Genomic DNA, 18038 nt, shown 5'->3' with positions numbered 1-18038 from the left:
TGTAGCCTGCGCCACCTAATACTAAAATAGACATTTAAAGCCTTCCTTTCTAAAATAACTTTCTGGCACCATCATCAATTGATGCAGGATAAAAATCAGCAGCATAGCCAATTTTATCTTGATAACTCTGGCCAACAGCTTCAATAAATGCATCTATATTTTGCTTTGGTACCAAAGCAATACTACAACCGCCAAACCCTGCACCAGTCATCCGTGCGCCCAAAACGCCTGGTTGTTCTTGTGCACAAGCCACTAAGGTATCTAACTCAATGCCAGTTACTTCGTAGTCTTCTTTTAGCGAACGATGTGAAGCATTTAATAATAAGCCAAATTCTTCCAAATCCCCTTCAGTTAGCGCTTGTTTTGCCAATAAAGTTCGTTCATTTTCTGTGACGGCATGACGCGCTCGTTTAATCAACGTTGGATCTCCAATCAATGCTTGATATTGTTCAAATGTCTCGCTGTCTAATTCACCTAAAAATTCAATAGATAACTCTTTTTGAAGCAAACGAACGGCTTCTTCGCATTCTGCACGACGTTCATTATATTTTGAATCTGCTAATTCACGACGTTTGTTGGTATTCATAATGACAATCGTATACTCACCTAATTTGGCGGGAACCATTTCATAGTGCATATTATTGGTATCTAGTAGAATAGCTTGATCTTTTTCTCCCATCCCTACGGCAAATTGGTCCATAATTCCTGAATTAACGCCAATAAATTCATTCTCCACTTTTTTACCGATTTGCACCAATTCAAGCATTGGACAGTGTAAAGCATATAAATCATTACAGATCGTTCCCATTAAAAGTTCAATAGAAGCAGAAGAAGACAAGCCAGCACCATTAGGAATCGTACCGTAGAAGAGCACATCTAAGCCAGAATCAATATTGTGTCCGCTTTCAATCAAGTAATTTAAAACGCCTTTAGGATAATTTGCCCAATCATCTGAATCTGAATAGGTTAAATCTTCTAATGAAAATTCGATGAGACCAACCTCTTTAAAATTATCAGAAAACATTCGAATTTTTTGGTCGTCTCTTTTTCTTGCCACACCAAATGTCCCTAAAGTAATAGCCGCTGGGAAAACATGACCGCCATTGTAATCTGTATGTTCACCAATCAAATTAATTCTTCCAGGGGCAAAATAACAGGCTGTCCCTTTCTCACCAAATATTTCTACAAATCGATTCATTAACAGTTCTTCCATCACTAATCGCTCCTTTCACTAGTAAACAAATTGTATAATATTTACTAAACTTTTGCAAATATTTACTTAACATTTTCTTAATTGTCATTTCGATTGAAAACGTGTACAATACAATTAAATAAAGATTTATTTTCTTAGTGTTTCTTTTCGACTATTTAAATAATCTAAACAACAAAGTTAAATTTACTAAATATTTACTTGAAGGAAGGATTGATTATTTTGACTATTTCAACTGAATCATTTGGACAAGGAATGCTTCTTTACACACTGACGAATAAAAATGGTGTGACTTTAAAAGCAACAGATTTTGGTGCGCGAATTGTTGCGCTTGACGTTCCTCTTACAAAAAATGAATCCCGATCACTCGTGCTAGGCTTTCCCTCAGCAGATGAATATTTGTCTAAAGACTTATATTTTGGTGCAACAATTGGTCGAACAGCTGGTCGAATTGCCGATGGCTCCTTTGAACTAGCGGGTAAAACGTATCAAACGATGATTAATACTCCTACTCAAACAACACTTCACGGCGGCACACCTGGGTTTGAAAGTAAAAAATGGCACAGCGAAATCCAAGAGGCACAAGTGAATCCTTCTGTGAAATTTTGGCTAGAGAGTCCTGCTGGTGAAAATGGTTTTCCTGGAAATCTCACTGTTTCAGTCACGTATACATTGACTGAAGAAAATGAATGGCAAATTGAGTATCAGGCAACTACAGATGAACAAACACTTTTTAATCCAACCAATCATGTCTACTTTAATTTAACTGGAAATCCCGCAATCCCCATTGATGCGCATGAGTTGCAAATAAATGCCCAAAAGTATGTCCCGCTTGATGAAAGAGTTTTACCACTTGGAGAATTAGCTTCCGTCGACCAGACAGCTTTTGATTTACAAAAACCTAAAAAATTAGCTGAGATTTTTTCAAGTAACGATGAACAAATCCAAAAGATGAACGGCTTCGATCACCCTTTCATCTTAACCAATCATGATTTAATTAACCCAGATGTTATCTTAAAAAGTCCTACTAAAGATATCACCTTAGAAATGTTCACTGATCAACCTTCAGTTGTTATTTTTTCAGCAAATTTTGCTGATAACGGTCCCGATATTCAAGGGCAAAAATTAGTCAATCACGGAGCGCTCACATTTGAAACCCAAGTCTGTCCTGGTGCTGAAAGATTTCCCTTGTTCGGTTCTATCACCCTCTCACCTGAACAGGAATTTCACTCAACGACCCGTTTCAAACTAATTTATTAAGTGAAAAGATGCTCTTAACCAAGCTTATCTACGAACTAAAAAAGATAAGAATGGTTAAGAGCACTTCTATTATTTGACATTTTTAATCGCTCCATTTACACTATTTTCAATTAGAAAGGTGGTGATGTCTATGTATGCAATCAAATTTTTTCATGGCTATTTAACTGCAGATGGTAAACGTACGCGAGATAAATCAGGTTGTTTAGTTTACCACTCTGAAAAAGAAGCACAAAAATTAGCAGATAAAATTGGCGGGAGAGTTAAAAAAATTGGATAACCTTAGGTAAAGGATAGATAAGCAAGGCTATTTTGCTATCTGTCCTTTTTTATTTTACATATTCCTCGACTTATTGTATTGATTTGATACAATAGAGAAAAAGCCTAAAGGAGCGCTTACATGAAACAAAATGACTTTGATTATATGCAAATGTTAAAAGGTGAATTATATTACGCCCCCACCATTTTACCCGAAAACAAATCAACAAAAGGCAAGGTGTTAGCTCAAAAAATCAATCAACTTCCTATCGATAATGTGAAAGAAATTGTGGCCCTAGAAAAAGAATTATTAGGAAAAACTGGCAATGAGTTATATATCAACCCACCCCTCCATGTAGACTACGGTCGCCATATTGAGGTAGGAGAAAATTTTTATGCAAATATGGATTGCATTTTTTTAGATGTAAACAAAATCATCTTCGGTGATAATGTCATGGTTGGCCCTCGTGCTAGTTTTTATACTGCCGGCCATCCAATTGATCCAACGATTCGAACTGCAGAATTAGAATTCGGTACGCCAATTATTGTTGAAGATAACGTGTGGATTGGCGGAAGTGCCACCATTTTACCTGGCGTTACAATTGGAAAAAATGCTATTGTTGCTGCTAGTGCTGTGGTTACAAAAGACGTTCCTGCCAACACGATTGTTGGGGGTAATCCAGCAAAAGTCATTCGCAAAATTGATGAAAACGATCAGCAATTTTGGACAGAAAAGCAACGGCAGTATCAAATCGCTAAGAAGCAATTCTTTCATGAATAAAAAATCCCCAATCCAATGAAAATAACGGATTGGGGATTTTTTATTTTAATCTTCTTCATAATAATTAAACATCCAATGGATGCCAAACTGATCTTTTAGGGAACCATACTTTTTGGACCAAAAAGTTTCAGACAATGGCATTGTAACAGTGCCACCTTCAGATAATCGTTTAAATAAGCGATCAATTTTTTCATCATCATCTGTGCTAACCACGAGCGAAAGGTTATTTCCTTCCGTAACTTCAAAACCAAACATATCAGGAACATCTGAAATCATTACATAGGTTCCTTCAATAATGATACTTGCGTTCATCACTAAATCCTTTATCTCGTCGTTTATAGGATGCTCAGGATCTTCAGGTGCTTCGCCAAAAGTCATTAAATTTTGACATTTTGTATCAAAAACATCTTCATAGAACGCAATTGCTTCTTTTGCTTCACCTTTAAAATTTATATACAGCTCTAACAAATGACTCACCTTCTTTCATGATCAAATTTTATACTTTATTTTCTCATGATTTGTCAGAAAGCAAAAATAGTCTGCTTAAAAATCTGATTTTTCTAGTAACAAGGTAACAAATTTTTCCAAATACAGTTGGTCAACCGCATCATAGCTATTTGTTACACCACTATCAATATCTAAAACACCGACCAATTGATGATTTTTTACCATCGGTACAACGATTTCAGACATCGCAGCTGAGTCGCAAGAAATATAATTGGCGTGTGTCTTCACGTTATCAACAATCAATGTAGCTTGTTTTTCCGCGGACTCACCACAGACACCTTTGCCCATTTTAATTCTGGTACAAGAGACTTTCCCTTGAAAAGGCCCCAAAACTAATTCTTCATCTTTATATAAATAATACCCAGCAAAAACGGTATCTGGTAATGTTTGTGCAAGTAACGCGGACGAGTTTGCTAAATTTGCAATAGCATCCGTTTCTATTTCTAACAAACCGCTCAATTGTTGTAAGCACAATTCGTAGGCTGCTTTTTTGTTTTCTCTCGTTTGTTCAGTCATGCTTGGTTCATCTCCTTCATTTTGTCTTATTATAAAGGAAGATACGCAAAAGTGCTATGTTAAAGTGAGTCAAACAAACTTGAAAAGCTGATACACGTTGTGAGCAGAAGCACTTTATAAGGATTAAACTGTGACGAGTAACCGCAGGACTGACACTATGCGTCGCTCAGAGCTGAACCCTGTTTCCTCTGTTTGGCTTTTTAGCATTCTATTTCTACCTAATTTTAAAGCAAGTTAAACCCATTGTCCTTTCAACATAATCTGGCGTTTCTGTGGTTTTCTAGCAATCACTTCTGCTGTAGAAGCTGCTTCTGTAAAAATAAAGTTTGCTTCGTCGCCTTCTGTAAACCAAAGGCGTTCTTCTTCAAATGAAAAAGGTGCTTCTTTGCCGCAGCCATGGACGTAAGCTTGAGTAAGTTGCTCTTCTGTAATCTTTCCTGTCATTTCACAAAAATTACGTAATTTTTCAAATAAATCACCTGAAACATTAGAACTCCAAGAGTCAAAAAAGCCATCACTACCTAAATGAACCGATACACCAGCTTGGCGTAACACATCAATTGGTGGCAATAAATAACGAGGATCATAGGGAATTGTAGACATAATCGCCGTTTGATGCGTTGCCAAGCGTTGGTATAGTTTTTCTTTTTCTGCTGGTCGTACATCTAGCAGCGCAAAGGCGTGACTGATAGCGGTTCGCTGAGTAAATTTTCGTTCTTCCAAAATGTCTAAAAATTTATCAATTGTATAAACGCCAACTTCCCCCGTATCATGCAAGTGAATATCGATTCCTACTTGAAATTCTTCTGCCAAATCGAAAATAGTTTCTAAAGATTCTTCAATTGCATAATCAATGCCTGCAGGATCTAAACCGCCAACCATTGTTCCACCATTTTTTAGGGCTTCTCTCATGAGTAAAACCGTGTGGGGATTTTTTAATAATCCATGCTGTGGAAAGACAACAATATCATAATCAATCACATGCGCATATTTTTCTAAGGCTCTTTTGACGCCCCAGAAGTTTTCTAGTTCTACGTAAGGATCGATGTTGACATGTGTCCGAATATAAGAGGCTCCATACCCAATCAATTTTTCAATCATGGCCGTTGCTCGTTGTTCTGTTGACGGCGCTAACAATTTAAGTTCACTGGCTTCGTCTGCTAAACGCTCTTTTAAATTCTTAACAGGTTGGCTAGCACGCCAGCCTAATGAAAGGTAGGTTTTATCTAAGTGATTATGGCTCTCTTGAAAAGCGGGAATAGCCAGTTGTCCGTTTAAATCAGTGCCTTGTTGTTTTTCAGTGACTTGATTTTGCGGAATAATCGCTTGGATTTTCCCTTCTTGAATCGCTAAAGTATAGCGTGCGGTTTTAGTATACGTTAATTCGTGGTGGTCTTTAGCAAAACCAGTTTCTAAACGAACATTATTCAAATAAACAATGGATGCTGTCATTCTCTTTCCCCCTTTTGAACGGCTTCAACCAGTTGTCCTTTTAGTATCAGTTGTTGGATTGGCTGTTGGCGTGCAATCACGTGAGCAGTGCTCTCAGCATTAAATAGTAGGAAATCTGCAGAATCGCCGACGTTAGGCCAAACTCGCTGCCCGTTAGGATCAAGAGGCGTTACAAAATTACTCGCTAAGCCCCATAAACGATTCAAGCGATACTCATCGCTAATTTTAAATCTTTGAGCGGCTGTATTTAATTTTTCTATTGTATTGCCACTGCCAAAAGGCGACCAATGATCCGTCAAACTGTCATGAGCCACGGAGATCTTAACACCTTGTTCAACCAAGGTTGGAATCGGCATGGTGGGCATTCCAATCGGTACAGTCGAAGTCAAATCAATACCTGTTTCGATGAATTTTTGCGCAATGTCTCTAATTGCTGCTTCTTCTAAGCCCCCTAAGGCTAAAGCATGACTTAAAGTGACTTCGCCAAACATTTTTGCTTGTTCTGTATAATCAACAAATTTATTAAATTCATAAAGTCCCAAAGTATCACGGGCGTGTAAATGAACATCAATTTTTTTATTAAATGTGGTAGCTAATTCAAATATTTTTGCGATTGAATGATCCACATGACGATCCACAAGGGCTGGATCAACGCCACCGACATGAGTTGCCCCCATGCGTAAGGCTTCGCGCATCAAAGGTTCGACTTGTGAGCGGAGTAATCCGTGTTGAGGAAAAGCCACAATTTCATGAGTAACGTATTGTTCATATCGACTAAATGCTTCTTTAGTAATTTCAATATGTTTCGTTCCAATAGATGGATCTACATTACAATGACTGCGAATATGATAATGGCCTTGTTGAATATACTGCTCAATAACTTGGCAAGCACGTTCTAAACTAGTTGGTAATTGTTCAGGTAACAGCCAAGTTTCTTCTTCAATACGTGTTAAAATTCCTTTCGTTAGTGGACGACAGGCCTTCCAAGGTCCCCCAAAATACGTTTTATCAATATGAATATGCATTTCTCTTAGAGCAGGTAAAACGAGTTGCTGATTCACATCGATAACTGTTTCGCTCTCTAAAGGCCTTAACTGCGGTGCGACCGCAGTACAGACCTCGTTTTCAATTCGAATATCATAGCTAGCTGTTTCTGTCGCAACAATTCGCTGATTCACAGTAGAGAATCCTGTTTCTAATTTACAGTTTTTTAAAAGCATGACAAACCCCTTCCTACCTTCATTCAATTAGTTAACATAGGCCCATTTTAAACTATACGTAGGTCCAAATGAATGCCAATACAGATCCTTGATTTTTTGATTAGCTAATACAGAAATGCTTCGATTGTAGATTGGTGCTAAAACCGTTTCCTGATTCACCAAAATATCTTGTGCTTGAGCAAAGTCATTTAAACGAGCCTCTTGATCAGCCGCATGTGTTGTTCTAGTCTCTTGGATTAATTGATCATACGTATCACTCTTGAACGTTACGCCGCCCAAGGTACTATCCGAAGTAAAAATGCGCATAACTGTTAATGGATCACGATAATCGGTTCCCCAACCAGATAATTCTAAATCATAGTCTCTCGTTTGATCACGATCAACACGAATAGTAAAAGGAACTTGAGTAACATTCACTTCTAATCCGTCTAGATTTTCTTCCAATTGAAATTGGAAAAACTCAGCAGCTTTTTTTGCGCTGTCTGTATCATCTGTTAAAAATTCTAATTTGATTTTATCCAGCCCAATTTCTTTTTTCCCTTTTTCCCAGAATTCTTTTGCTTTCGCTGTATCGTAGGTTAAGTAGTTATTTTTCTTAGCAGCTAGTTTTGTGAAATCTGTTCCATCTGGCGCAATCGTTTGTCCCGGCGGAATTACTTGATCTGTGGCCGTTGATTGATCTTGCAAGACTTCTTTTACAAAACTTTCTTTATCAAAAGCTTGTGCCAACGCTTTACGAATATTGTTGTTCGCTAAAGCCGGATTTTCTTTTCCATCACGAACACTGTTCATTTTTAAAAAGTATGTGACGAATTGAGGAATTGAAAGAAAGGCTGGATTATCAACATAACCAGGAATAAATTCACCACTTAGCTTATTCACTACATCCAATTCATTCGAGTCAAACAAATTCACCGCTGTCGTTGGGCTCTTAATTACTGAAACTTTTGCTTCTGTTAATTTAACTTTTTCAGCATCCCAATACGTATCATTTTTTTCGTAGGTCCAGTCATCGGAAGAGGCATTATCCCATTCTTTCAATTTAAAAGGACCATTATAAATCAAATGTTCTGCATCAGTGGCATATTTATCCCCTTGTTCTTTGATATATTTTTCATTTTGTGGAAACAAAACAGGAAACGAAAGCAAAGATTTCAAATAAGGGGTGGGCCGCTCTAAAGTTATTTCTAACGTTTTATCATCTAGCGCCTTAACCCCAAGAGTATTCACATCTGCGCCTTCTAAAGCAATTTCCTTAGCATTTTTAATGACATCAAAAAATAACGCTTGATGAATCGACCCTGATTTAGGGGAAGCAACTTGTTGCCATGCATAAACAAAGTCGTTTGCTGTTACTGGATCATCATTCGACCATTTGGCATCTTCTCTAATCTTAAATGTATAAACGGTTTCATCTTCAGAAATCGCTGGTTCTTCGGCAGCGACCCCCAACTCTAATTCATCTTCTTTACCTAAAACATAGAGTCCCTCATAAACTTGATTCATGACTAAAGTCGAGGTCGTATCCCCCGCTGTGTGTGGTTCCATTGTCGAAATAGCCGCTTCAGAACTAATTGCAATTTTTTGTTCCGCTGCTTTATTACTATCAGCCGAGTTTCCCGTTCCCGCCTGACAAGCCGTTAAAGCTAAAAGCAAACCGACGCATCCTAACATTTTTAATTTCTTCATACCGATCCCTCCATTTTACAAACTATAACCTTCAAAGTTACCAGAATTTTCTGATAAAATATAGAAAAAGAAGCATATCTGATAAGAGTCTCAAAAAACTTACAGATTATAGAAATACTTGAGACATTTAAAGTAGCTGAAACAATAGTAAAAGCATTAAAAATTAAGTATACTATTGCTATATCTTTAAACGATGCGTTTCTATAGGTTGTAAGCGCTGATTGTTCTTATTTGGTCACTTGCGACTACCAATCACGTGATGACTTGGAACTTTTTTCTATTAGTATAAGGATACCTTATTTTCCCTAAAATAGTTTTGTAACATCTTACAATAAATACACTTAATTTTTAGATAATTCATACAAAAGGAGGCCTTGCTAATGATGACGGTCAATGATCTACTCCATGCAGAAGAACTACCTGGTTTAACCTTATTGACACACGAGACCAATTTAGATGCGCCAATTCTACAAGCAAATATTTTAGAAAATCCTGATGCTTTTGACTGGTTAACGCCAGGAGAAATTTTATTAACTACCGGATATATTTTCAAAGATCAGCCTTGCTTGCAAAAACGTCTTATTCAAGAACTAGCAAATATGAACTGCGCTGCCCTAGGCTTTAAAGTCCAACGCTATTTCAATGAAGTTCCACAAGAGATGATCCAATTAGCAAATGACGTCGGATTACCAATTCTCTCAATCCCTTATAATTACAACTTTTCTCAAATTATTTCATTGGTCAATCGCCGAGTCAATCAACCTGACGAAACGATTAGCCAACATTCTGTTCATATGCATAATAAATTTTATACAATTATCAAAGCTGGCGGAAAAAGTACCCAATTACTAGAAGTATTAAGTGCCGCGATTCAAGCGCCTGTAATGCTTTTAGACGAGCGTTTTCAGATTATGAATCATTTTGATTTACCTGATGCGCCAACAAGAATCACCAGTATTTTAAACAACGCGACTCTCAAAAAACAGTTTGAGACAGCTTTAAAAGCCCAGAACAATGAGCTCCTATTATTTTATAAAGAACCATTGACTGTTGAATTTTCCTTAGCAAACCATCAGTTATCTTTGCGAATTTTACCCATCAAAAAGAAAAATCTCAGCTTATCTTACTTAGTGATTTGGCAAACTACCAAAAAATTACAGACGATTGATTTATTATCTGTGGAGGTCTGTGCTCACTACCTTTTACCACAACTTCAATTAGAATCTTCGGAAAATTTAACAACGAGGCAAAAGATCGGGGCGCTGTTTCAAGACCTTATCCAAGAAAAAAATACCAATCCTCAAGCTTGGCAAGAATTTAGTAATTATCTGCAATTAAATGAAAAAGATACATTTAGTCTCTTGCTTGTAGCCATTGAACAATTGGAACAACTGTTTAATCCGACTATTCAAATGAATAGCATTGGCCATCAATTGAATCATATTTTAGAAGGATATCGACAAAAAATTACTGCCTTTCCTACACAAACTGGCTTTATTTTATTACTAGAAAATCCAGCACAAGAGGAAGCCACCTATCTTGCACAAACCACTCATCTTGCCAAGAATTTACTAGAGCAACTAATGAAACTGAATCCAAAATTATCATTTAAATTAGCGATTGGTCCAACTGTCAAAAAAATCACCGATCTGTGTGATTCTTATAAATTAGCACAAGAAACATTCCACTTAGCACAAGCAAGTCAAGAATTACAACAACGAACTATTTTGAATTATGACGACCTCTTTTTTTATCGTTTAATGATCGAAACCCTGACCAAACAAGCCAAACAAAAAATATATCAACGATTGATTGAACCATTAGAAAAAGAAGATCAAAAACATGAAAGTTCCCTACTAGAAACCATCAACACCTACTTTCAATCGAATAAAAATATTTCGTTGACTGCCACAAATATGTATGTACATCGTAATACAATTATTTACCGCTTAAAAAAAATAGAAGAGATTCTTCACTTAACTCTAGAATTTCCTGATAGTTCGCTACAACTAAGTTTGGCTGTGTATTTATATAAACAAAAATTACTATAAAAAAGCCACCACGAATAGTAAATCGTGGCGGCTTTTTTAACTGTTTCAATTTTGTTAGCGAATAATCATTACAGAAATTGGGGCATATCGAGCCATATAAGCTGCTTGGCTACCAAAAAAGCTTTTTAATTTGCTAGTTGACTTGGAGCCAATAATTAACAAATCTGGTTTATTCAAAGGAATAAGCTTATTAATAATTAATTCCCCTGGGTTTCCTTCATTGACAATTACACTTACTTTATCGATGCCATTCGCTAACGCTTCTTGTTGATATTTTTCCGTTTGTTTCTCTAATTTCGCCAACTGTTCTTGCCAATAATTTTTATCTAACGATTGGTAAACATTAATCTCCTTCTCTTCTAAAATCGAAACAATAACCAATTCAGCTTGTTCTTCTTTTGCTTTTTGGATAGCATAATGAAATGCTTTTAACGCATCTGGCGACTCTTCAACACCAACCATAATTTTTGAAAATTTCATTATTTAACCTCCTCTACTTGTTGCTCCATAGCTGCAAGCTGCTGTGCGTATCGTTTATCGCCTTTATATAATTCCACAACCGTCCAAACTAACAAGAGGATGACGAGTGCTATGATGACATAAGCAATATTATCGGCTAACGTAATTTGACTCGCTGTCGGATTATCACCGAAGAATCCTTCAATTTGATCAGGTAAGCCTTTCATATTGAGGTAAATTAAGCCAATGACAGAAACCCAGCCTAACAATTTAATTAACCACGAGTTTTTAAAATGTTTACCCATTTCAACACGGCTATCTGTAAACATCAGTAAAGGCAACATCGAAAATGGCAAAGCAAATGCTAGAAAAACTTGTGAATTGTTCATTAAATTATTAATCGCGATATGCTCTTCCACTGTACTTTTCCCGCTGGTCATTAAAACACAGATTAAGACAGGAATAACAGATAACAAACGTGTGACCATCCGACGTAACCAAATTGGCACGCGCATATGAATAAAGCCTTCCATAATGATTTGACCAGTTAACGTTCCTGTAATTGTTGAATTTTGTCCTGATGCCAACAAGGCTACCGCAAATAAAATCGATAAAATTCCAGAACCTGCAATATGCGCTAAAATAGAATTACTCATAACCGCTGGATTTGATAAAGCATCAAACAAACCAAAGAATGAAGGATCTTTGACACTGCCGGATTTAAAAACGGCCACACCCATAATCAATAACAAAGAGTTAACAAAAAATGCCATCGTTAATTGAATATTAGAATCCCAAGTTGAAAAGCGTAAAGCGCGTTGAATATCGGCTTTATCTTTACGATCAATTTTACGACTTTGTACAACAGAAGAATGCAAATACAAATTATGAGGCATCACTGTTGCACCAATAATCCCCAATGCACCTGTCAGTGGCGTTTGCCCATTCACCGCATGTGATGTAGAAAAAGCTTCTGCGCTAGGAACCAGCCCTTTAATTACATCTCCCCATACTGGATTTGACAATGCCACTTGATAAGCAAAAATCACAAAAATAACAACAATTAAAGCAACAACGATAGCTTCAATTTTTCTAAAACCAATTTTTGTCAATAACAACAAAAGTAAAACATCAAATACCGTAATGAAGACAGCCAGACCTAAAGGAATATGAAATAATAAATATAAGGCAATTGCGCCCCCGATAACTTCAGCGATATCTGTAGCCATAATTGCTAACTCTGTTAAAATCCATAATACAATACCTAACGTCTTACTAGTTCTAGCACGAATCGCTTGTGCTAAATCCATCTGTGAAACAATGCCTAATTTAGCCGCCATATATTGGAGCAACATTGCAATCAAACTGGAAATTAAAATAATCGACATCAATAAATATTGAAAATTTTGTCCCCCAGTAATTGAAGTAGACCAGTTTCCTGGATCCATATACCCCACTGCTACCAATGCTCCTGGACCTGAGTAAGCAAATAACGTTTTCCAAAAACTCATATTTTTAGGCACGTCAATGGTGCCATTAATTTCTTCAAGCGAAGGACCATTTGCATATTCAATCAAATGATGTCTTTGCTTTGGTTCATGTTCTTCTGAATTTTTCAATTCAATTCCTTCTTTCGTTTTGCAATAATTTTAAAAGGCCCTTCCCGTCAGAAGGTTAACCTCTAATATATTTTAGGTACACCTAAAATATACTGCTAAAAATAACAAAATGCAAGACTTGAAAGAAAATTTTGACAGTGTAAAAATAGATTGTCGTAAATGTGCGGTCTTAAAGTTTGAAGAAATTAGGGTAGCTGGTAGTTGATTATCTTAAGAAGTAGAAAATAAGGGACCTAAGTCATTTCGGCTTAGGTCCCTTATTTTATTTTTATTCGGTTATTCTATTAAGAATGGATGCTACAATTTCTGTCGTGTCAGCTGAATGATTTCTAAAAATCTCGGTAAACTGAATCTGACGAAAACCTTCAAGTACTTCGGGCAACTTATTTTTCCCCCATTCAAAAGTTCCATCATTTCTTTTCAATAATCTTTGTAAAATTTCTTCTTTCTCGACCGCTAACAAAAAATGATAAACGTCAATGCCTGCTCGTCTCAAATATCCAATCAGCTCTTCTTCATATTCTTTTTTATAAAGGGTCATTGGAACAATAATCGGCCGTCCAGACTCTTTGGACATTCGTTTTAATAAATGAGCATTCCAGCAACGCCATTCCTGATACTCTTGAAAATCATTTTCTTTCATTTCTTCGGGAACTAGCTCCATCAATGCACTACCAATAATTTCTGGATCATAAATGATTGCATTGGGAAGTTTTTGTTGTAACTCATGTGCAATGGTCGTTTTTCCGGCTCCAAACGCACCGTTTAACCAAATAATCATCATAATTTCCTTTCTTCTGAACAAATTTCTTTGTTGTTTAATTTAGGTGCTAGATTACTTTTAATTTTTTTATCCATTCACGTATAGTTACTACTTACATCTTTAACAGTAAACGAAACAAACTAAAAATACAACATCCTATGCTATTCACCTTGCGTTACATAACATACTCATCTGATAATTTCTCCCTAAAAAAACAGAATGTGGGCAATCTTTTTAAGAATCATTGAATAGAATAACAACAAACAGTAATTCAGGTATAACTAGCTAGAAATTGTTTTATTTTTAGTCACGAGTATGATAAGCATGTAAATCAAATAGAATCATATTAGGTGAGGTTACTCTGAAGAACACAGGTTATCGCTCGGAAATATCGAGAGACAGTAACGAGTAAAGCAGGGATTGTCGAATTAAGGCTTTCCTAAGATAACTAGAATTTTTTTCTTACGTCTCAGAAAGCCAAAGCTCAATTATTGTGATTACCCTATAATCTTCTTCTTTTATTCGGCGACCTCTTTAATATGATTAATTGGAGGTTTTTAAATTGAAAGCTGTCACTGCATCATCTAAGAAAAATACCCTACTTGCTAAAAGTATCGGGAATCTTACCTTGCTCATCATTTTAGGCATTTTCATTTTTATCATCGTCTTCTCTTGGCTAAAAATGAATCGCCCTCTCCACACCCTTCCCTCAGAAGAATTCCTCGCAACACCAAGTAAAACAGATGATTTCTTATCTCCATCAAATCTTTTTTACTTTTCAATTCGAACCATGTTTCGAATGATTGTGGGGATGGCTTGGTCCTTCCTGTTTTCCTTTGTTTTTGGTATTTTAGCCGTAAAATATAAAACGGCACGAAGAGTCATTTTACCATTAGTTAATTTCCTTGAATCTGTTCCATTGCTAGGTTTTTTGACCTTTACAACTGCTTGGTTACTTGGTTTATTTCCAGGAAATGTGATGGGCGCAGAAGCGGTTGCTATTTTTGCCATCTTCACAGGTCAAGCTTGGAACATCATGTTGACTCTTTATCAAATAATGGAAGTTATTCCTTCAGATCTAGTCAATGTGACCGATCAGTTCAAGTACAATGCTTGGGAAAAATTTTGGCGTCTTGAATTTGTTTACTCAATTCCTGGCTTACTTTGGAACGTTATTATTTCTCAAACTGCGGCTTGGTTTGCCTTGGTGGCCAGCGAGCAAGCTTCTGTTGCCTTTCCTAAAGAAACCAACCTTTATTTACCAGGAATTGGTTCTTATATCCAAGTAGCATTAAATCGAGCCGACTTTAAATCCTGTTTATGGGCTGTTTTTGCCTTATTAATCAATGTGGTGATTTTAAACTTTTTAGTTTTTCAACCTTTAGTTCGAGCCACTTATTATTTTAAATATGAAACAGATGTCGAAAGTACGACGCCACCTAAATCCATCATTTATCATTTATTAAAAAAAGCAACTTTAACGAAATACTTTTCAAAAGCTTTTGTGAAATTCAGTCATTTTTGGATTTACGATTTACCAAAAGTTTGGTACTTTTTCAAGCTAGACTATCTCTATCGATTACTAGCAAAATTACGCCATTTCTTCAAAACATTATGGTATGTCAGCTTAACCATTGTCGGGGTTTATTGTTCTATTAAGCTCTATCATTTTTTGCCCCATCAAGATTTCAGCATGATTCCAAGATTAACACTTTATACTACGCTACGGGTTACCTTGGCTATGGTCGTTGCTGGCATTATCTTTACTCCCTTAGCAATCTGGGTTGCGAATGATAATCGGCGCTTAAGTATCGTTCAACCGATTGGACAAATTTTAGGCTCCATTCCGTCAAATGTTTATACTCCATTCATTGTGTTGATTATTAGTATGGGCTTCAACAAATTAGAATGGTGGATTTTACCACTCATCATGGTTGGTTGCCAATGGTATTTTTTCTTTAATGTAATTGCTGGCTACTTAGCCATCCCTGATGATATTCGTGACGTAACCAAACTTTTTAAATTATCTAAATGGCAATGGTGGACAAAATTTTTGATCCCTTCTATTTTACCTTACCTCATTACAGCAATTATTAACGCTGCTGGTGCTGCTTGGAACGCTGATATCGCAGCAGAAAGCATTCAATGGGGCAAAAAATCAATAGATGTTACTGGCCTAGGACAATATATTGCGGCAAACGATGGCGTAAAAGATAAATCTGCCTTAGGAACCTTAGCGATGTGTTTCGTTGTTGGTTTATGTATCGCCTTTGTTTGGCAACCTTTATATCGAGCAGCAAAACAAAAATTTCACTATTAATAGCTGGACGACTCAACTCGACTAAATTTTTAAGATAAACTAGAGAGGAGAACGATAGGTGATTTCCCTTTACCTATCTAATAAGACGATGGAAAATAAAGAATTATTAAGCATAAAATCAGTATATAAAGAATTTGAAATTGAAGGACATTCAGAACATTTAAAAGTCCTTGAAAATATTGATTTAACAGTTAAAACGAATGAATTTTTAAGTATTATCGGACAATCAGGAACAGGAAAATCAACGTTGCTCAGAAGTATTGCTGGACTTCTTCGTACAACTAGAGGTGAAATTACTTTTGAAGATAAAATCATTAATGAGCCTGATGCCAATATCGGCATGGTTTTTCAACATTTTGCCCTTTTTCCTTGGTTGACAGTTGAAAAAAATATCAGCTTTGGCTTAGAAAACCGTAAAGAAATTTCCCGTGAACAAATAAATAAAAGAGTCAGTAATCTCATTGAAATGATTGGTTTAACTGGTTTTGAAAAAGCTTATCCCAGAGAGTTATCTGGTGGAATGAAACAGCGTGTAGGCTTTGCTCGTGCTTTAGCCATCGAACCTAGCTTATTGCTCTTAGACGAACCTTTTTCAGCTTTAGATATCATTACAGCCAGCCAATTATCTAACGATTTATTAGAAATTTGGCTAAACAATCAAATTGCGACTAAATCAATTGTAATGATCACGCATGACGTTCAACAAGCAGTCCAACTTTCTGATCGGGTTGTATTAATGGATGCAAATCCTGGTCGTATTGCCAAAATTTACTCAATCGATATCCCCAGAAATCAACGTTCGCCAAAAACAACCATTGATATTGTAGAACAAATAACAGAAGAAATGGTTCGTCGCATTCATTTATAAATAGAACTATTTTGACTTCTGCTTATGTCTTGACAAAGAGTTACTTAAAAGACTATTATTTCTTTGTAATAAGTTAGGTGAGGCTCCTATACAAACATAGGCTATTGCTCAGAAATGTCGAGAGACACCAATGAGTAGAACAAGACTGGTCGAGGAGAAGGCTTTTCTCAAAATAGCTAAGAGTGATCTTTACGTTGTATAGTGCTAAAGCTCAACGTTCATGTTGATGTATATTTTTAGTCTCTAGTCAATCAGTTAAGTACTTTTATTTAAAATTAAGAGAGGAGTGAAAGTATGACTACTATGTTAGCAATCATTGGAACTGTTGTAATCATCACAGTTCAAGTTATTGAATATAATATGACAGAAATTCATATTCCCACTGCAGGAACATTTAATGACGATGATGCAGAACCCCCACATTCTTCTGTAACCCTTGTATTTATTCGCACTATACTTATCACTCTCTCACTTAACTTTCCATCTCATTTTTTTGAGATGGTTTTTTTATGTATTCGAGAAAATAATAAACAAAAAAGACTGTTAAATCATTGATTTAACAGTCTTTAGTATACCGGCGGCCGGGGTCGAACCGGCACTCCCGTGAAGGAACTGGATTTTGAGTCCAGCGCGTCTGCCAATTCCGCCACGCCGGCAAAATATTTTGGAAGGCGGTAACCGGATTTGAACCGGTGATGAAGGTTTTGCAGACCTCTGCCTTACCACTTGGCTATACCGCCATATTCCATTTTTGTTACAAAAAAACTGGGGTAGCTGGATTCGAACCAACGCATGACGGAGTCAAAGTCCGTTGCCTTACCGCTTGGCTATACCCCAATAAAATTACAAAGGGCGACCGATGGGAATCGAACCCACGAATGCCAGAGCCACAATCTGGTGTGTTAACCACTTCACCACGATCGCCGTAATCTTAAAAAGTGTATCTATTAAATAATTAAATGGCAGGGGCAGCAGGAATTGAACCCACACCAACGGTTTTGGAGACCGTTGTTCTACCTTTAAACTATGCCCCTAAAATGGAGGAAAGTGGATTCGAACCACTGAACC

Annotated in this window: 16 protein-coding genes, 5 tRNA genes and 2 riboswitches; of the genes, 7 read left to right on the top strand and 14 right to left on the bottom strand. The window is 36.6% G+C overall.

Annotated features, from left to right (window positions below; all coding sequences use genetic code 11):
* Positions 1-49 precede the first annotated feature (49 nt).
* Complete coding sequence (locus HMPREF2810_RS03035) at positions 50-1213, bottom strand: galactokinase (RefSeq protein ID WP_002382071.1); 1164 nt, start codon at positions 1211-1213, stop codon at positions 50-52.
* A 198-nt stretch (positions 1214-1411) separates the two neighbouring features.
* Between HMPREF2810_RS03035 and galM the strand changes: the two genes are divergently transcribed.
* The 3 genes from galM (at position 1412) to HMPREF2810_RS03020 (ending at position 3506) form a co-directional block, all read left to right on the top strand.
* A complete protein-coding gene (galM, locus tag HMPREF2810_RS03030) occupies positions 1412-2470 on the top strand; it encodes a galactose-1-epimerase (RefSeq protein WP_002382069.1) in 1059 nt (352 codons plus the stop codon).
* Between the two features lie 130 nt (positions 2471-2600).
* Positions 2601-2747 carry a hypothetical protein gene (locus tag HMPREF2810_RS03025; RefSeq protein WP_002384758.1) on the top strand — a complete coding sequence of 49 codons (147 nt, stop codon included), beginning with the start codon at positions 2601-2603 and terminating at the stop codon, positions 2745-2747.
* A 120-nt stretch (positions 2748-2867) separates the two neighbouring features.
* Positions 2868-3506, top strand: coding sequence for a sugar O-acetyltransferase (locus HMPREF2810_RS03020; protein WP_002382066.1), 639 nt, complete (start codon positions 2868-2870; stop codon positions 3504-3506).
* A gap of 45 nt (positions 3507-3551) precedes the next feature.
* Here HMPREF2810_RS03020 and HMPREF2810_RS03015 read toward each other — a convergent pair whose 3' ends face one another.
* From HMPREF2810_RS03015 to HMPREF2810_RS02995, 5 genes are all read right to left on the bottom strand, one after another.
* On the bottom strand, positions 3552-3983 hold the full coding sequence (locus tag HMPREF2810_RS03015; RefSeq protein ID WP_002382065.1) for a VOC family protein: 432 nt from the start codon (positions 3981-3983) through the stop codon (positions 3552-3554).
* Between the two features lie 66 nt (positions 3984-4049).
* Positions 4050-4529, bottom strand: a complete 480-nt coding sequence (locus HMPREF2810_RS03010) for a GAF domain-containing protein (RefSeq protein ID WP_002360627.1) — start codon at positions 4527-4529, stop codon at positions 4050-4052.
* Between the two features lie 234 nt (positions 4530-4763).
* Positions 4764-5981 (bottom strand): amidohydrolase, encoded by a 1218-nt coding sequence (locus HMPREF2810_RS03005; protein ID WP_002371358.1) that lies wholly within the window; start codon positions 5979-5981, stop codon positions 4764-4766.
* Entirely contained in the window at positions 5978-7228 is a 1251-nt protein-coding gene (locus HMPREF2810_RS03000; RefSeq protein ID WP_002382064.1) for an amidohydrolase family protein, read from the bottom strand. Before HMPREF2810_RS03000 ends, HMPREF2810_RS03005 begins: the two co-directional genes overlap by 4 nt.
* Positions 7229-8890, bottom strand: a complete 1662-nt coding sequence (locus tag HMPREF2810_RS02995) for a peptide ABC transporter substrate-binding protein (protein ID WP_002363656.1) — start codon at positions 8888-8890, stop codon at positions 7229-7231. It abuts the gene before it with no gap.
* 380 nt (positions 8891-9270) lie between these two features.
* On the opposite strand from HMPREF2810_RS02995, the gene HMPREF2810_RS02990 reads away from it, so the two are divergent.
* Positions 9271-10941: a PucR family transcriptional regulator gene (locus tag HMPREF2810_RS02990; protein ID WP_002382063.1), complete on the top strand. Its 1671-nt coding sequence runs from the start codon at positions 9271-9273 to the stop codon at positions 10939-10941.
* 54 nt (positions 10942-10995) lie between these two features.
* Here HMPREF2810_RS02990 and HMPREF2810_RS02985 read toward each other — a convergent pair whose 3' ends face one another.
* The 3 genes from HMPREF2810_RS02985 to HMPREF2810_RS02975 all read right to left on the bottom strand — a co-directional run bounded on the left by HMPREF2810_RS02985 (position 10996) and on the right by HMPREF2810_RS02975 (position 13803).
* A complete protein-coding gene (locus tag HMPREF2810_RS02985) occupies positions 10996-11421 on the bottom strand; it encodes a universal stress protein (RefSeq protein ID WP_002358161.1) in 426 nt (141 codons plus the stop codon).
* Positions 11421-13019, bottom strand: coding sequence for an Nramp family divalent metal transporter (locus HMPREF2810_RS02980; protein ID WP_002382061.1), 1599 nt, complete (start codon positions 13017-13019; stop codon positions 11421-11423). Before HMPREF2810_RS02980 ends, HMPREF2810_RS02985 begins: the two co-directional genes overlap by 1 nt.
* Before the next feature lie 268 nt (positions 13020-13287).
* The gene (locus HMPREF2810_RS02975; protein WP_002382060.1) at positions 13288-13803 is read right to left on the bottom strand and encodes a P-loop nucleotide/nucleoside kinase family protein; all 516 of its coding nucleotides are present in this window, start codon (positions 13801-13803) and stop codon (positions 13288-13290) included.
* 314 nt (positions 13804-14117) lie between these two features.
* Positions 14118-14285: riboswitch (M-box (ykoK) riboswitch) on the top strand.
* 44 nt (positions 14286-14329) lie between these two features.
* Here HMPREF2810_RS02975 and HMPREF2810_RS02970 point away from each other — a divergent pair.
* The 3 genes from HMPREF2810_RS02970 (at position 14330) to HMPREF2810_RS02960 (ending at position 17525) form a co-directional block, all read left to right on the top strand.
* Positions 14330-16102, top strand: a complete 1773-nt coding sequence (locus tag HMPREF2810_RS02970; RefSeq protein WP_002408084.1) for an ABC transporter permease subunit — start codon at positions 14330-14332, stop codon at positions 16100-16102.
* A gap of 88 nt (positions 16103-16190) precedes the next feature.
* On the top strand, positions 16191-16970 hold the full coding sequence (locus HMPREF2810_RS02965) for an ABC transporter ATP-binding protein (RefSeq protein WP_002360638.1): 780 nt from the start codon (positions 16191-16193) through the stop codon (positions 16968-16970).
* A gap of 62 nt (positions 16971-17032) precedes the next feature.
* A riboswitch (M-box (ykoK) riboswitch) is annotated at positions 17033-17200 on the top strand.
* Between the two features lie 64 nt (positions 17201-17264).
* Positions 17265-17525 (top strand): hypothetical protein, encoded by a 261-nt coding sequence (locus HMPREF2810_RS02960; RefSeq protein WP_002382058.1) that lies wholly within the window; start codon positions 17265-17267, stop codon positions 17523-17525.
* Positions 17526-17542: 17 nt separating this feature from the next.
* Here the strand turns inward: HMPREF2810_RS02960 and HMPREF2810_RS02955 are convergent.
* From HMPREF2810_RS02955 to HMPREF2810_RS02935, 5 genes are all read right to left on the bottom strand, one after another.
* Positions 17543-17626, bottom strand: a tRNA-Leu gene (locus HMPREF2810_RS02955).
* Between the two features lie 13 nt (positions 17627-17639).
* A tRNA-Cys gene (locus HMPREF2810_RS02950) sits at positions 17640-17710 on the bottom strand.
* 25 nt (positions 17711-17735) lie between these two features.
* Positions 17736-17807: transfer RNA gene (locus tag HMPREF2810_RS02945), tRNA-Gln, on the bottom strand.
* A gap of 14 nt (positions 17808-17821) precedes the next feature.
* A tRNA-His gene (locus tag HMPREF2810_RS02940) sits at positions 17822-17894 on the bottom strand.
* Between the two features lie 36 nt (positions 17895-17930).
* Positions 17931-18004, bottom strand: a tRNA-Trp gene (locus tag HMPREF2810_RS02935).
* Positions 18005-18038: the final 34 nt, after the last annotated feature.

It is taken from the genome of Enterococcus sp. HMSC078F03 (genome assembly GCF_001811595.1).
GTDB lineage: Bacteria > Bacillota > Bacilli > Lactobacillales > Enterococcaceae > Enterococcus > Enterococcus faecalis.
The sequence above is the reverse complement of the archived record's forward strand: the minus strand, read 5'-3'. Positions and strand labels throughout refer to the sequence as shown.